We start from the raw sequence: 14,998 nt of genomic DNA on the forward strand, positions 1-14,998 counted from the left end.
GTTATTGCGTTGCGGCGGACCCTTTGCGGGTCGCGCGCAGCACCCGCGCTTCGCCCACCAGGGCAATCAGCACGTCGATGTGGCGCAGCATGCTGTAGCCCGCATCGGCGTTTTGCCGTTCGTCCTCCAGCACCGCTTCGATCTCCATCAGCCGAAGCAGGGCCGCACCGTGGCCGGGCAGCGCCCCGTAGCCCAGTAAACGGGGCAGGTGGCTGGACCGGCGGTAATTCTCCGCACCGATGCGCGCGGTACGCATCATGAGGCGGGGACGGTGCAGGGCATTCAGCATCGACAGGATATCTTGCATTGGGTTGTTCCTCCGGTGACGCGCTCCCGTCATGGGAGAATCGCTGCCCTAACCCTGACACAACTCACGCGGGTGTTGCGCAGGGTCCCCGAGGCACGTTCGGCGCTTTCACCACTGTTTAGAATTTGGAAACAATGATTGAAAAACGACTTAAATTTTAACGATCAGGTAACTAATGCAGTTCAACTATTCAGTCTGTTCACCTGTGGATAACTCCCCAAGTTACGGAAACGAAACCAGAAAATGGAGCCGTATACGTTTTGACCTTCAACAGTGTTCATCAACCGTTAATGCTGCCGGACTGGGTGCCGGAAGGCGCGCTTCACTATCTCGCCCATACGGAACTGGGACAGCCCATGCGGGAACTCGCGCGCAGCGCGGGCTGCCATGCCTCGACCATCATGCGCCAGATCCGGCGGATCGAGACCCGGCGCGACGACCCGCTGGTCGATGCCGCGCTGAAGCGGCTCGGCGCGGCGCGGGGCGCGAAACCGGTCGCCAAAACCTCTGCAAAGGGAGATTTGCCAATGGCTCAGACGCAACTTGACGCCGTGCCCGACAAGGACACGCTGAAACAGGAGGCGCTGCGCATCCTGCCGCGGCTGTGTGAAACCGGGGCGGTGCTGGCCATTGCAGCAGATATGGCCAAGGCCGTGGTGGTGCGCGAAACGGCATCGGGCGGCACCACCCGCACGGCGGTCGTGGACACCGAAGTCGCCCAGGCGATGGCGCTGAACGACTGGATTGCCCCGACCAATGGCGGGCGCATCATCCGCTATCACATCACCGCCGCCGGACGGGGCGCCTTGGCGGAGATGATCGACTCGCAGGGGGACAGGCGGCGCGGGCAGGGCGGCTTTGCCGAGGCGCAGACCGCCTTTGACGGCGCCGCCCCCGACTGGGAAGACGACAACGACCCCGCCCCCGACGGCCGCCGCCAGCGGATGCGCTATTCGGTGGCGGAAAGCCCGCTGATCGCCCTGTCCCGGCGGCGCGACAAGACCGGCAAGCCGTTCCTGTCCGATGCGCTGGTCCACGCGGGCGAACGCCTGCGCGAGGATTTCGAACTGGCCCAGATGAACAGCCCGGTCACCCAGAACTGGCAGGGGTTCCTGACGGCCGGCACCAGCCCCGGCGCGCAGGGCGGCTGCGGCACGGCGGACCACGCACAGGCCGCGCAGGCACGGGTCACGGCGGCGCTCAGCCATCTGGGGCCGGGGCTGTCGGACGTGGCGCTGCGCTGCTGTTGCTACCTCGAAGGGCTGGAAACCACCGAAAAGCGGCTTGGCTGGTCGGCCCGGTCGGGCAAGATCGTGCTGCGCATCGCGCTGATGCGGCTCAAGCGGCATTATGACGACACCATCGGTCCGGGCGGGCCGATGATCGGCTGACCCGGCAGGGGCGGCGCCCCCGGTCTTTTTCGACGGATCACGAAAATGTTTTTGGTGCCGGGGGCGGCGCGTGGCATGGTGGTGGAAGAACTTGTTTCAAGTATCTTTTTCATTGTCCCGAGGGAGAACACCACATGCTGAAGACACTCACGTCCAAGACCGTCGCCGTCCTGACCTGCGGCATGGTCGCCACCGCCGGTTTCGCGGCAAGCCATGGCGGCGGCGAAAACAAGAGCGTCGAGGCGCGCCATCACCAGATGCAGATGATCGCCTATCACACCGGCATCCTGGGCGGGATCGCCAAGGGCGAAATGGAGTACGATTCGGCCATGGTCGATGCGGCGGCAGGCAACATCGCCGCCCTGGCCGCCATGCAGCGCGCGACCCTGTGGATTGAAGGCACCGAACAGGGCGCCGCCGCCGATTCTCGCGCCAAGCCCGAAATCTGGAGCGATGCGGAAGGTTTCTCCGCTGCTTTCGAAGATCTCGAAACCGCCGCCAGCGCATTGGTCGGCGCGGGCGATGCCGCCGCGGTGGGCGCGGGCATGGGCGACCTTGGCGGCGCCTGCAAGGCCTGCCACGAGGAATACCGCGGCCCCGAGAACTGATACCGGGGCCTGAGCCTTGCGCCGTTTTCTGATCGCCATCTGCCTGCTTGCCGTGATCGGCCTCGGGGCGTTCTGGGTGCTGACGCGCCCGGCCCCCCTCAGGGCCGATGTCGCGGCCGGTCACACGGCGGATCCAGACAACGGCGCGCGGGTCTTTCACGCGGGCGGCTGCGCGTCCTGCCATGCGGCGCCGGACAGCGAAGACAAGCTGACCCTCGCGGGGGGAGAGGCCTTTGCCAGCCCCTTCGGCACCTTCCATGCGCCCAATATCTCGCCCGGGGCCCAGGGCATCGGCGGCTGGGATCTGCCCGCCTTCGCCCGCGCGGTCACGCGCGGCGTCTCGCCCGAGGGGCGCCATTACTACCCGGCCTTTCCCTACACGGCATATGTGCACATGACCGATACGGATGTGGCCGACCTTTTCGCCTATATGCAGACGCTGCCGGTGTCCGACACGCCCAGCAAACCGCACGAGGTGGGCTTTCCCTTCAACATCCGGCGCGGCCTTGGGCTTTGGAAGCTGCTCTATGTCCACGAGGACTACGTGATGGCGGGCGATCCGGACGGTGAACTGGCGCGCGGTCGCTACCTGGTCGAGGCGCTTGGCCACTGCGGCGAATGCCATACCCCGCGCGGCCCGCTGGGCGGGCTCGATCGGTCGGCCTGGCTGACCGGCGCCCCCAATCCGTCGGGCAAGGGGCAGATCCCCGACATCTCACCCGGCGGTCTGGACTGGTCGGCGGGCGACATCGCCTATTACCTGCAAAGCGGCCTGACCCCGGACTACGACAGCGTCGGCGGGTCGATGGCGTCGGTCGTGCAGAACCTGTCGCAGCTGCCTGAAAGCGACCGCACGGCGATTGCCGCCTATCTCAAGGCGCTGCCCTGAGAGCGTCCGGCCCGGGAACCGCGATGTTTCGTGACAGACAGAACTATGTCCCTCGTCCTGCCAGGTCGGCCATTTCTGGCCTGCGCCGTTTTGCCGTCCGGACGGGCGTTGCTATCTGATAAGCAACAGTAAGGAGGCGATCGTGAACATTCTGATCGTGGGGGCCGGACCGACCGGCCTGACGGCAGCCGTGGAACTGGCGCGCCGAGGCGTGATACCGCGTGTCATCGACAAAAGGTCCGGCCCCTCGGAACTCAGCCGGGCCGTCGGCATCCAGCAACGGTCGATGGACATTCTGACCCCCTCCGGCGTGGCGGACGACATCCGGGCCGAGGCCGTCCGCTTTGACGGTATCGCCTTTCACATCGGCGCGCGCAGGATCGCGAAATTTGCCCTGAACTACGACGAAACCTCCCGGCTCTATGGGCTTCCGCAGGACCGGACGGAACATTTCCTTGCCCGCGCCTTTGCCCGGTATGGCGGCAAGATCGAGTATGACACGCCTTTCGAGGGGCTGACCCAGGACGACACCACCCTGCGCGTGCGCCTGGGCGGGACAGAAGCGGCGTTCGACCATGTGATCGGCGCGGACGGCGCGCACAGCGACGTGCGCGCGGCGCTGGGGCTGGATTTTCCCGGTTTCGATCTGCCGGAGGAATGGTCCATCGCCGATGTGGAAAGCCCGGACTGGCGTGATCCCGAGACCTTTCAGGGCTTTCTGCTGCCGCACGGCGACATCTGCATCGTGGCCCCGTTGGAGCAAGCGCGGTTCAGGGTGATCGCAAGCCAGCCTGACGCGCTTGCCGCACTGCCGGTGCCGATGAACGTGACCCGGATACGCCGCAGCGGTGCCTTCACCATATCGGTGCGGCAGGTCACGGCGTATGCGGTGGGCCGGGTCTATCTTGCCGGGGATGCCGCGCATTGCCATTCACCGGCGGGCGGTCGGGGCATGAACCTCGGCATCGCGGATGCCGCCGACCTCGCGGGGCGTCTGATCGACGGAGACATCGGCGGCTATCACGCCGCGCGCCATGCCGAAGGCGCCCATGTGCTGTCCTTCAGCGAAGGGTTGCGCAAGGCGGTCCAATCGAAAAGCCCGCTGCGCAGGGCTGTCATGTCCCGGGTGATGAAGCTGATCGCGGCGGTCCCGCCGCTCCGGCGCGCGGCGGTACGTTATTTCGTCAGCGGATAGGGATATCAGGCCAGCCCCAGCTTGCGGTTGCGCGCCTCGCGCAGACGGGCAAAGTCGTCGCCCGCGTGATAGCTCGACCGCGTCAGCGGCGTGGCCGACACCATCAGGAATCCCTTGCCATAGGCCGACTTTTCGTAGGCGGCGAATTCATCGGGGTGGACGAAACGGTCCACCCGGTGATGCTTGGGCGTCGGTTGCAGGTACTGGCCGATGGTCAGGAAGTCGATGTCGGCGGCGCGCATGTCCTCCATCACCTGTATCACCTGCTGGCGGTCCTCACCCAGACCGACCATGATGCCCGATTTGGTGAACATCGACGGATCCAGTTCCTTGACCCGCTGAAGCAGGCGCAGCGAGTGGAAATAGCGCGCACCGGGCCGCACCTCGGGGTAGAGCCCCGGCACGGTTTCGAGGTTGTGATTGAACACATCCGGTTTCGCGGCGACCACGATCTCCAGCGATCCGGGCGTGGCGCGGATGAAATCCGGTGTGAGAATTTCAATCGTGGTTTCCGGCGACCGCTTGCGGATGGCACGGATGGTCTGGGCGAAATGTTCGGCCCCGCCATCTTCCACGTCGTCGCGGTCGACGCTGGTGATGACCACATGGTTCAGCCCCAGCTTCGCCACGGCATCCGCCACGCGCCCCGGCTCGAACACGTCCAGCGCCTCGGGCGGCTTGCCGGTGGCGATGTTGCAGAAGGTACAGGCGCGGGTGCAGACCTCGCCCATGATCATCATGGTGGCATGGCCCTGGGACCAGCATTCGCCCACGTTCGGGCATCCGGCCTCTTCGCAGACGGTGGTCAGCTTGTGCTCGCGCATGATCTTTGCGGTGTCGGCATACCCCTTGCCGCCGGGGGCCTTGACCCGGATCCAGTCCGGTTTCTTGGGCTGGGCGTTGTCGGGTTTGCGTGCCTTTTCGGGGTGACGCTGTTCGGGGATTTTCAGATCGCGCATGGGGACCTCGTGTTGCATGCCTTGTGTTTAACACAGATGCCGCGCAGCGAAAGCCCGTCCGGCGCATTGCCGCCTTGCATTCGGCGAGGGGGCAGGGCCGGCATCAGAACCGGCGCGGCACCCGTTCGGCGGTGGCCCAGTCCGGCCACCAGCCCATCCACTCGATCCCGATGATCAGCAGCGCCAGAACGACAGCCCCCAGAACCAGCTTGACCCGCGCCGCGGACGGCGGGTTGCGCGCCCATTTCGCCATCCGCATCAGCCAGATCGGATTCATGTGAACCGGACCTTTCCGATATAGGGCAGGTTCCGGTCGCGCTGGCCATAGTCGATGCCATAGCCCACCACGAATTCGTCCGGGATCTCGAAGCCGGTCCAGTCCGCCTTCATGTCCACCTCGCGGCGGCTGGGCTTGTCCAGCAGCGCGATGGTTTTCAGCCGGGCGGGCCCGCGCGATTTCAGCAGGTTGGTGACATGATGCAGCGTGTGCCCGGTGTCCACGATGTCCTCGACCACCAGCACGTCGCGGCCCTCGATCGCACCGCGCAGGTCCTTGAGGATCCGCACCTCGCGGCTGCTTTCCATGCCGTCGCCATAACTGGAGGCCTCAAGGAAATCGACCTCGATCGGCAGCTTCAGCTCGCGCACCAGATCGGCGATGAACACGAAGGATCCGCGCAGCAGCCCCACCACCACCAGCTTGTCCGTGCCGTCGAATTCGTCGTGTATCGCGCGGCACAGCGCCTCGATCCGGGCGGCAATCGCCTTGGCCGAGATCATTTCATCAATCACGTAGCGACGATCCGTCATGACTATTGGCCCTTGAATTCATGGCGTTTAGCGGTGACATAGGGCTAGCCCGAGCAGACCCGGAACGCAATGCCGACCCATTCAGAGACCAGAGAACTGCCCTATACCCCGCAACAGATGTACGATCTGGTGGCGGACGTGGGCAAATACCCCGAATTCCTGCCCTGGACCGCCGCCGCGCGGATTCGCAGTGACGAACAGGTGGACGATCACCGCGTGATGGACGCGGACCTGGTGATCAGCTTCAAGGTGTTCCGCGAACGGTTCACCAGCCGGGTGACGCTCTGGCCCGACCAGATGAAGATCGACACCGAATATCTCGACGGCCCGTTCAAATACATGCTGTCGAACTGGCAGTTCGAAGAGGCCCCGCAGGGCTGCAAGGTGCATTTCCACGTCGATTTCGAATTCCGCAACCGGATCCTTCAGGGCATCATCGGCGTCGTGTTCAACGATGCCATGCAGCGCGTGGTGCGCGCCTTTGAACAGCGCGCGGCGGACCTCTACGGGCCAGCCTGATGAAGACCGTCACCGATCAGCTCATCCGCTTTCGCAAGGCGGCGGTCCCGGCCGAGGCCGCCGTGATGATGCGCCTGTCGCTGTTCGACTGGGCCGCCTGCGGCATCGCCGGGGCGCAGGCCGGGGACTTTGACGATTTCGCCGCCGCGCAGCGGGCCATGGGCACGGGCCAGGCGCAGATATTCGGCGGCGGCAGCGCCACCGCACCCGGCGCCGCGCTGGTCAACGGCACGCTGTCCCATGCGCTGGACTATGACGATACGCATTTCGCCCACATCGGGCATCCGTCGGTCGCCGTGCTGCCTGCCGTGCTCGCCCTGGCCGAAGAACTGACCGCGCCGCTGGACGAAGTGGTGGAGGCGGCGACGCTGGGCGTCGAATCCTCGATCCTCGTGGGTCTCTGGCTGGGGCGCAGCCACTATCAGGTCGGATACCACCAGACCGCCACCGCCGGGGCCTTTGGCGCCGTCATGGGCTGTGCGCGGCTGCTGGGTCTCGACAAAAGCCAGCTGCGCGCGGCGCTCGGGCTCTGCGCCAGCATGGCCTCGGGGCTGAAGTCGCAGTTCGGCACGATGGCCAAACCGCTCAACGCCGGACTTGCCGCCCGCACCGGGGTCGAGGCCACGCTCTGGGCGCAGGCGGGGATGACCGCGGCAGAGGACGGGCTGGCCGGGCCGCTGGGCTTTGGCGCCACCCACCACGGCGAGGCGGCAGAGATCGCCCTGCCGCGCGGCAGCTGGCGCATCACCGACATCAGCCACAAGTTCCACGCCTGCTGCCACGGGTTGCACGCGATGCTCGAAGCGGTGCGCGCGGCCGACCTGGACCTCGATGCGGTTGAAACCATTCACATCCGCACCAACCCGCGCTGGATGAGCGTCTGCAACATCGACGCGCCCACCACGGGCCTCGGGGCCAAGTTCAGCTACACCCAGACCTGTGCAATGGCGCTCCTGGGCCATGATACGGGCGCGATTGCCAGTTTCACCGACGACATCACGCAAGACCCGGACATCACCGCCCTGCGCGCAAAAATCCGCGTCACCGAAGAGGCGCGGCTGTCCGAAACCCAGTCCGAGATTGCCGTGTCCTTTGCCGGTGGCGCGATGCGGCGGCTGAAGCATGACCTGTCGGCACCGATGACGCTGGAAACCCGCGCGGCCCGGCTGCAGGACAAGGCGGTGGCCCTGCTGGGCGAGGACCGCGCCGAGGCGCTGTGGCAGGCCGCCCAGGGCGACGGCCTGAGGGCTCTGACGGATCAGCTCGTCAGGTCGTAGGCGCGTTCACCGTGGCTGGACAGGTCCAGCCCGTCCGACTCGGCCTCCGCATCCACGCGCATCGGCACGAAAGCCCGGCAGGCGTAGGCGATGACCAGTGTCACGACCGTGGTAAAGACACCCACGATCACCAGCGATCCCAGTTGCGCGGCCCAGCTGCCCGCCCCCAGCGCCGCGATCATCACGGTGCCGAAGATACCGCCGACGCCATGCACGGCGAAAACATCCAGCGTGTCGTCCACCCGCAGCTTGTTGCGGATCAGCACGACCGCCTCCTGACACAGGATGCCCGCGACCCCGCCGATCAGCAGCGCCGCCCAGGGCCCGACGAACCCCGACGCCGGGGTGATCGACGCCAGCCCTGCGATCGTGCCCGTCACCAGACCCACCAGCGACGATTTGCCGAACTTGATCTTCTCCCACAGCGCCCAGCTCAGCGAGGCGGTCGCGGCAGAGATATGGGTCACGGTGATCGCCATGGCCGCGCCGCCATCGGCGGCCAGCTGCGAGCCGCCGTTGAAGCCGAACCACCCGACCCAGAGCATCGCCGCCCCGACCATCACCAGCCCCGGACTGTGCGGCGGCTTGGTGTTGTCGCGCCGCGCGCCCAGCATCAGCGCCAGGATCAGCGCCGCGATGCCCGCGGTTTCATGCACCACGATGCCCCCCGCGAAATCGCGCACCCCGGTCTCGCCAAAGATGCCGCCATCGGCCAGCATCCCGCCGCCCCAGACCCAATGGACCACGGGCGCATAGCACAGCAGCATCCACAGGCCCGAGAACAGCAGCAGGAAGGCAAAGTTCACCCGCTCCACATAGGCGCCTACGATCAGGGCGGGGGTGATGATGGCGAATGTCATCTGAAAGGCAAAGAACAGCACCTCGGGCAGGGTGCCGCTGAGGCTGTCCACGTTCACCCCGCTCAGCCCCGCCTTGGCCAACCCGCCCCAGATGCCGCCCGTGCCGGGACCGAAGGCGATGGAATACCCGGCCAGGAACCACAGGACCGACATCAGGCAGGCAAGCGCGTAGCAGTGCATGAACACGCTCAGCACGTTGCGGGCGCGCACCAGCCCGCCATAGAACAGGGCAAGCCCCGGCAATGTCATGAAAAGGACCAGCGCGGTGGCGGTCATGATCCAGGCGGAATCGGCGGCGTTCATCGTTGGGTCTCCCGGTCGGCATCAAGGTTGCCGCACCTTGACCAAGTGCCGCGCCCGGAAAAGTCCCGGCCTGCCTGTTTTTGCGTCTTTTGTGAAAATGCCCGCTTGTTCACCGCAAATATGCCGGTTGCGCCCGGAATCAGGGCAAAGTGTGAAGGCCCTCCAGCAGCAGCGTCAGCGCATGATCACGGGCCGCGGCGCGGACACGGCTGCGCCCCAGCGCGCCGAACTCCTGCGTGACGCTCCGGACCTCATGGCCCGACGCGAGGCCGAAACAGACCCGGCCCTCGGGCTTTTCCCCGGACCCGCCGGGACCGGCGATACCGGTGATCGACACGGCCAGCCCCGCGTCGGACCCGGCCAGCGCGCCCGCCGCCATTTCCCGCGCGACCTCTTCGGACACCGCGCCGTGCATCCGCAGCGTGCCGGGTTTCACCCCAAGAAGTGCAGTCTTGGCCGCATTGGAATAGGTCACGAACCCGCGGTCGAACATCACCGACGATCCCGGCAATTCGGTCAGCGCAGCAGCGACCAGCCCGCCGGTACAGCTTTCGGCGCAGGCGATCATGACGCCTTTTTCCTCAGAGATTTCGATGATTTGAGCCGCAATGCTCATGTCATCACCCCGTGATAAAGCCCCGCCAGCGCCATCACCCCCACCGCCGCGAAGATGCCCGCGATCACGTCGTCCAGCATCACGCCGAGCGCATCGCCGCGGGCGTCGGCCCATCCCACCAGCCAGGGTTTCCAGATGTCGAAGAGGCGAAACAGGACAAAGGCCGCGATCCAGCCCGGCCACATCGCCGTCACATCCATACCCCGCGTCCAGGCCGCATAGGACAGGGGCAACAGCGCGATCCACTGGCCCGCGACCTCGTCGATGACGATGTGGGACGGATCGTGATCGTCACTGCCCGCGGTCATCCGCGCCGTGGCCCACCAGCCGCCGAAGAACGCGGCGACGATGCCCAGCACCAGCAGCGGCAGCCCCCCCAGCACATGCAGCAGCCAGCCCCAGGGCAGCGCCACCAGCGATCCCCAGGTGCCCGACGCGGGCCGGATATGACCGACCCCAAGGACCGTGCCAATCAGCGCGGCGGCTCTCATGACTTCACCAGCGTTGCCGTGGCCATGCAGGCAATCCCTTCTTCGCGCCCGGTAAAGCCCAGCCGCTCCGACGTGGTGGCCTTGACCGAAACCCGGTCTTCGTCGATCCCCAGAAGCCCCGCCATCACGCGGCGCATTTCCGGGGCATGAGGCCCGATCTTGGGCGCCTCGCAGATCAGCGTGCAATCCACATGGGTCAGGGTGAACCCCGCTTCCGCCGCCAGGCCCGCCGCGTGGCGCAGGAAAATCTCGCTCGCAGCGCCTTTCCATTGCGGGTCCGAGGGGGGGAAATGCTGGCCGATGTCGCCCCGCGCCAGCGCGCCGTAGATCGCGTCGGTCACGGTGTGCATGCCCACGTCCGCATCCGAATGGCCCACCAGCCCGTGGCTGTGCGCGATGTCCACGCCGCACAGCGTGACGTGGTCGCCGGGGCCAAAGGCATGCACGTCGAATCCGTTGCCCGTTCTGATGTCCATCCTGTCCTCCAGTAGGCGCGCCGCGCGGGCGAAATCGCCGGGGGTCGTGATCTTGATGTTATCTGCGTCGCCCGGGGTAATGACAACCGCATGACCGGCGGCGCGCGCCACGGCCACGTCATCCGCCGCCGGGCCGTCATAGGCCGCATGGGCCGCGCGGATCAGCGCCAGGTCGAACCCCTGCGGCGTCTGGGCCGCGAACAGGCCCTTGCGGTCCTGGGTGCCTGTGACCTCGCGCCCGTCGCCGCGCCACAGCGCATCCGTCACCGCCAGTCCGGGCGCCGCCGCATCGCATCCCTCCAGCGCCGCGATCACCCCCGCGATCACCGCCTGCGGCACACAGCAGCGCGCCGCGTCGTGGATCAGCACCTTGCCCGTGTCCGGCAGCACCGCCAGCCCCGCGCGCACCGACGCCGCCCGGTCCGCGCCGCCACTGGCGACAAGGATGCCCCGCGCCCGGAACCCTGCGGCCCGGTCCATGTCGTCGGGGTGCAGCACCAGCGCGATGCGATCGACCCGAGGCGCGGCACGGAAGGCGGCGATGGTATGCTCCAGCACGCTGCGCCCCGCGACCCGCTGCCACTGCTTGGGCAGGTCGCCTCCGGCACGGGTGCCGCGCCCCGCCGCCACCACGAGGGCGCAAATGGTCATGAGGTGCTCCGATCACGCATGACGACTGTCTAGGCAAACCGGGGGGGCGGCGCAATCGGCATGGCTGTTGCCCAAAAAATGGGCAATCCCCTGCAGGACGGGTGCAAAAAGGGCGATACCGCGTTGAGGTCTCACCTGTGCCGGAGTAGACCGAGGTCATCGCCCAAGGATTAAGCACGTGACCGTGACCCGCCTGCCAATCGACCTGTCCCCGCCGGTGTTCCTGGCCCCCATGGCCGGAATCACCGATCTTCCCTACCGCAGCCTGGTCGCGCGCTTTGGCGCGGGGCTAGTGGTGTCGGAAATGGTGGCAAGCCAGGAACTGCTGAGCCGCCGCCCCGGCACCCGCGAAAAGGCGGAGCTGGGCCTTGGCATCGAAGGCACCGCCGTGCAGATCGCGGGCCGCGAGGCCGCGCCGATGGCAGAGGCCGCGCGCATGATCGCGGGGCAGGGCGCGCGGATCATCGACATCAACATGGGCTGCCCGGCCAAGAAAGTGACCCAGGGTGCCTCCGGCTCCGCCCTGATGAAGACCCCCGACCACGCCCTGCGCCTGATCGAGGCTGTGGTGGCGGCGGTGGATGTGCCCGTCACCCTCAAGACCCGGCTTGGCTGGGACGACGGGATGCTCAACGCCCCGGATATCGCCCGGCGGGCCGAAGCGGCGGGCATTCGCATGATCACCATCCACGGCCGCACCCGCTGCCATTTCTACAAGGGGCGTGCCAACTGGCGCGCGATCGCCCGTGTCAAGGACGCGGTCGGCATCCCGGTCATCGCCAACGGCGACATCACCGGCCCCCGTGCCGCGCGCACGGCGCTCGACCATTCCGGCGCGGACGGCGTGATGATCGGGCGCGGCGCACAGGGGCGGCCCTGGCTGCTGGCCGAGATATCCCATGCGCTTTACGACACGCCCGCGCCACAGGTGCCAACCGGACGCGCCTTTGCCGACATGGTCGAAGACCACTACGACGCCATGCTGGCTTTCTACGGGGCCGACCTGGGCGCTCGGGTCGCCCGCAAGCACCTGGGCTGGTACATGGATACCGTCGACACGCCGGGCGACCTGCGCCGCGCGCTGCTGACCGCCCCGTCCCCCGCAGAGGTGCGCAGGCTGATCCGCACCGCCATGCTGCCCGACGCCGCCCGGGTGGCCGCATGAGCATGGACCTCCAGATCTGGGCCTCGCTGCCGATCCCCAGCTTCGTGATCGCGCCCGACAACAGCATTGAATCCGTGAACCCCGCCGCCGAAGGCTTTCTCAACGCCTCGGCCAAACATGTGACCGGCGCGCCCGTCTGGGACATGGTGGCGGTCGACGACCCCCTGGAAGAAGCCTTCGTGCGCGCCCGCGAGACCGGCACACCGCTCTTTGTCAATGACATCGACGTGGGGTCCGGCCAGCGCCCGCCGCTGAAATCCTCGCTCCAGATCGCGCCGCTGTCGGGGCGGCCCGGTTACATGCTGATGATGATCAGCCCGCGCGAACTGGCGGGCCGCATGACGCAAAGCCATTCGGTCAAATCCGCCGCCAAATCCGCCATCGGCATGGCCGAGATGCTGGTGCACGAGATCAAGAACCCGCTGGCGGGCATCACCGGCGCGGCGCAGCTGCTGTCGATGAACCTCAGCGCGGACGAACTGGAACTGACGGATCTCATCGTCGCGGAAAGTCGCCGCATCGTGAAGCTGCTGGAACAGGTGGAGCAATTCGGCAACCTGACCGCGCCGGTGCGCAAACCCGTCAATCTGCACGACGTGCTGGACCGCGCGCGGCGCTCCGCCTTGCTGGGGTTCGGCGCGCAGATGAAGATCATCGAGGATTACGACCCCTCGCTGCCGCCCGCCCTGGGCGACAAGGACCAGCTGCTGCAGGTGGTGCTGAACCTGCTCAAGAACGCCGCCGAAGCCGCCGGAGAAGGCGGCGGCACGATCCGCCTGCACACCTACTTTGAACATTCCTTCCGCCTGCGCCGGGCCGATGGCACCGGTCAGTCGCTGCCGCTGCAGATCGAGGTGATCGACGACGGTCCGGGCCTGCCCGAACACATCAAACCGGTGATCTTCGATCCCTTCGTGTCGGGGCGCGAGAACGGCACCGGGCTGGGGCTGGCGCTGGTCAGCAAGATCATTTCCGAACACGACGGCTGGATCTCGGTGGACAGCACACCGGGCCGGACCGTCTTTCGCATATCGTTGTCCCGCGCCACGGCGCAGCAAGAGGAGACCTAATTCATGGATGGCACCGTTCTTGTCGCCGATGACGACCGCACGATCCGCACCGTCCTGACCCAGGCGCTGACCCGCGCGGGCTGCAAGGTGCATGCCACCTCCAGCCTGACCACGCTGATGCGCTGGGTGGGCGAGGGCAAGGGCGACGTGGTCATAACCGATGTTGCCATGCCCGATGGCAACGGTCTGGAAATGCTGCCGAAAATCTCGCTCGACCGGCCCGACATGCCGGTGATCGTGATCTCGGCCCAGAACACCATCATGACCGCGATCAAGGCCGCCGAGGCCGAAGCCTTTGACTATCTGCCCAAACCGTTCGACCTGCCGGACCTGATGAAGCGGACCGCCCGCGCGCTTGACCGAAAGGGCGCACCGCGCGCGGCACCCGCCAGCCGAACCGCATCGGACGAACGTGACGACCTGCCGCTGGTGGGCCGCACCCCGGTCATGCAGGCGCTCTACCGGCTGGTGGCGCGGGTCATGAACACCGATCTGCCGGTGCTGATCTGGGGCGAAAGCGGCACCGGAAAATCGCTGATCGGGCGCGCGATCCACGACTTCTCCGACCGCCGTTCGCTGCCCTTCGTGACCGTGACCGGGGCCGAACTGCAGGACCTCGAAGGACCCGCACGGGTGCTGGCGCGGGTGCGCGGCGGCACGCTGCTGATCGACGAAATCGCCGACATCGACAAGGAAGTGCAGGCCCGGATCGCGCGGATGATGGACGCACCGGGCGAATATGCGCCGCGCTTTCTGGCGGCCAGCCAGTCCGACCTTGCCGCCGCGATGAAGGCCGGAACCCTGCGCCGCGATCTTTATTACCGGCTGTCGGGCGCCACCCTGCATGTGCCCGCCCTGCGCGACCGGGTGGAGGACATCGACCTCCTGGCCGCGCATTTTCTGGAAAAGGCCGAAGGCACCGGGACCACCGGCCCCCGCCACCTGTCCGAAGGCGCGTCCAAGGTCTTTGCCAATTACCCCTGGCCGGGCAACGTGCGACAGCTCGAACACGCGATGCGCCAGCTTGCCCTGACCAGCCGCGCGGCGGAAATCTCGCAGGCCGAGGCCGAGCAGGTGCTGGGCGCGCAGCCCTCGCCCGAACCGCTGAGCACCCAGGCCAATACCGAACGTCTGGGCCAGAGCGTTGAGCGCCACCTGCGCCGCTACTTCGACCAGCATGGTGCGGTGCTGCCGCCGCCGGGTCTTTATGCGCAGATCCTGCGCGAAGTGGAGGCCCCGCTGATCGAGATCGCGCTTGGCGCGACCTCGGGGAATCAGGCCAAATGCGCCGATCTTCTGGGCATCAACCGGAACACGCTGCGCAAGAAAATCACCGATCTCGATATTGAGGTGACACGGGGCCGCAAAATGATGTAAAACCGCCACATAACCGTGGCCATCGTGTCTCAGC

Annotated in this window: 17 protein-coding genes; 9 read left to right on the forward strand and 8 right to left on the reverse strand. The window is 66.8% G+C overall.

What is annotated here, in order from left to right; genetic code table 11:
• Position 1: 1 nt before the first annotated feature.
• Entirely contained in the window at positions 2 to 307 is a 306-nt protein-coding gene (locus tag FIU94_RS13380) for a DUF6477 family protein (protein ID WP_152466259.1), read from the reverse strand.
• Positions 308 to 597: 290 nt separating this feature from the next.
• Here FIU94_RS13380 and FIU94_RS13385 point away from each other — a divergent pair, with 290 nt between their 5' ends.
• The 4 genes from FIU94_RS13385 to FIU94_RS13400 all read left to right on the forward strand — a co-directional run bounded on the left by FIU94_RS13385 (position 598) and on the right by FIU94_RS13400 (position 4,390).
• Positions 598 to 1,698: a DUF6456 domain-containing protein gene (locus tag FIU94_RS13385; protein WP_152466260.1), complete on the forward strand. Its 1,101-nt coding sequence runs from the start codon at positions 598 to 600 to the stop codon at positions 1,696 to 1,698.
• A 134-nt stretch (positions 1,699 to 1,832) separates the two neighbouring features.
• Positions 1,833 to 2,306 (forward strand): cytochrome c, encoded by a 474-nt coding sequence (locus FIU94_RS13390; RefSeq protein WP_152466261.1) that lies wholly within the window; start codon positions 1,833 to 1,835, stop codon positions 2,304 to 2,306.
• 16 nt (positions 2,307 to 2,322) lie between these two features.
• Complete coding sequence (locus tag FIU94_RS13395) at positions 2,323 to 3,195, forward strand: cytochrome c (protein ID WP_152466262.1); 873 nt, start codon at positions 2,323 to 2,325, stop codon at positions 3,193 to 3,195.
• Between the two features lie 142 nt (positions 3,196 to 3,337).
• Positions 3,338 to 4,390, forward strand: a complete 1,053-nt coding sequence (locus FIU94_RS13400) for an NAD(P)/FAD-dependent oxidoreductase (RefSeq protein ID WP_172975907.1) — start codon at positions 3,338 to 3,340, stop codon at positions 4,388 to 4,390.
• A 5-nt stretch (positions 4,391 to 4,395) separates the two neighbouring features.
• Here FIU94_RS13400 and lipA read toward each other — a convergent pair whose 3' ends face one another.
• From lipA to hpt, 3 genes are all read right to left on the reverse strand, one after another.
• Positions 4,396 to 5,349, reverse strand: a complete 954-nt coding sequence (gene lipA, locus FIU94_RS13405; protein ID WP_152466264.1) for a lipoyl synthase — start codon at positions 5,347 to 5,349, stop codon at positions 4,396 to 4,398.
• Positions 5,350 to 5,452: 103 nt separating this feature from the next.
• Positions 5,453 to 5,626, reverse strand: coding sequence for a hypothetical protein (locus FIU94_RS20900; RefSeq protein WP_172975908.1), 174 nt, complete (start codon positions 5,624 to 5,626; stop codon positions 5,453 to 5,455).
• The gene (gene hpt, locus FIU94_RS13410; protein WP_152466265.1) at positions 5,623 to 6,159 is read right to left on the reverse strand and encodes a hypoxanthine phosphoribosyltransferase; all 537 of its coding nucleotides are present in this window, start codon (positions 6,157 to 6,159) and stop codon (positions 5,623 to 5,625) included. The genes FIU94_RS20900 and hpt overlap by 4 nt, the downstream gene beginning before the upstream one ends.
• A 69-nt stretch (positions 6,160 to 6,228) precedes the next feature.
• On the opposite strand from hpt, the gene FIU94_RS13415 reads away from it, so the two are divergent.
• Together FIU94_RS13415 and FIU94_RS13420 are read left to right on the forward strand one after the other, a co-directional pair.
• Positions 6,229 to 6,678, forward strand: a complete 450-nt coding sequence (locus tag FIU94_RS13415) for a type II toxin-antitoxin system RatA family toxin (RefSeq protein ID WP_152466266.1) — start codon at positions 6,229 to 6,231, stop codon at positions 6,676 to 6,678.
• Positions 6,678 to 7,955, forward strand: a complete 1,278-nt coding sequence (locus FIU94_RS13420; protein WP_152466267.1) for an MmgE/PrpD family protein — start codon at positions 6,678 to 6,680, stop codon at positions 7,953 to 7,955. Before FIU94_RS13415 ends, FIU94_RS13420 begins: the two co-directional genes overlap by 1 nt.
• Here FIU94_RS13420 and FIU94_RS13425 read toward each other — a convergent pair.
• The 4 genes from FIU94_RS13425 to FIU94_RS13440 form a co-directional block, all read right to left on the reverse strand.
• On the reverse strand, positions 7,937 to 9,118 hold the full coding sequence (locus FIU94_RS13425) for an ammonium transporter (RefSeq protein WP_152466268.1): 1,182 nt from the start codon (positions 9,116 to 9,118) through the stop codon (positions 7,937 to 7,939). The genes FIU94_RS13420 and FIU94_RS13425 overlap by 19 nt on opposite strands.
• Positions 9,119 to 9,257: 139 nt before the next feature.
• Entirely contained in the window at positions 9,258 to 9,734 is a 477-nt protein-coding gene (locus tag FIU94_RS13430; RefSeq protein WP_152466269.1) for a CinA family protein, read from the reverse strand.
• Complete coding sequence (locus FIU94_RS13435; RefSeq protein WP_152466270.1) at positions 9,731 to 10,225, reverse strand: phosphatidylglycerophosphatase A; 495 nt, start codon at positions 10,223 to 10,225, stop codon at positions 9,731 to 9,733. Before FIU94_RS13435 ends, FIU94_RS13430 begins: the two co-directional genes overlap by 4 nt.
• Positions 10,222 to 11,352 carry a bifunctional 2-C-methyl-D-erythritol 4-phosphate cytidylyltransferase/2-C-methyl-D-erythritol 2,4-cyclodiphosphate synthase gene (locus FIU94_RS13440; RefSeq protein ID WP_152466271.1) on the reverse strand — a complete coding sequence of 377 codons (1,131 nt, stop codon included), beginning with the start codon at positions 11,350 to 11,352 and terminating at the stop codon, positions 10,222 to 10,224. The genes FIU94_RS13435 and FIU94_RS13440 overlap by 4 nt, the downstream gene beginning before the upstream one ends.
• A gap of 178 nt (positions 11,353 to 11,530) precedes the next feature.
• Between FIU94_RS13440 and dusB the strand changes: the two genes are divergently transcribed.
• Genes dusB through FIU94_RS13455 form a run of 3 tightly spaced genes read left to right on the forward strand, consistent with a single transcriptional unit; the run spans position 11,531 to position 14,964 of the window.
• A complete protein-coding gene (gene dusB, locus FIU94_RS13445) occupies positions 11,531 to 12,517 on the forward strand; it encodes a tRNA dihydrouridine synthase DusB (RefSeq protein ID WP_152466272.1) in 987 nt (328 codons plus the stop codon).
• Positions 12,514 to 13,587: a nitrogen regulation protein NR(II) gene (locus FIU94_RS13450; protein ID WP_152466273.1), complete on the forward strand. Its 1,074-nt coding sequence runs from the start codon at positions 12,514 to 12,516 to the stop codon at positions 13,585 to 13,587. The genes dusB and FIU94_RS13450 overlap by 4 nt, the downstream gene beginning before the upstream one ends.
• A gap of 3 nt (positions 13,588 to 13,590) precedes the next feature.
• Positions 13,591 to 14,964: a response regulator gene (locus FIU94_RS13455; protein ID WP_152466274.1), complete on the forward strand. Its 1,374-nt coding sequence runs from the start codon at positions 13,591 to 13,593 to the stop codon at positions 14,962 to 14,964.
• Positions 14,965 to 14,998 lie beyond the last annotated feature (34 nt).

Source organism: Sulfitobacter sp. THAF37, from assembly GCF_009363555.1.
Taxonomy (GTDB): Bacteria; Pseudomonadota; Alphaproteobacteria; order Rhodobacterales; family Rhodobacteraceae; genus Sulfitobacter.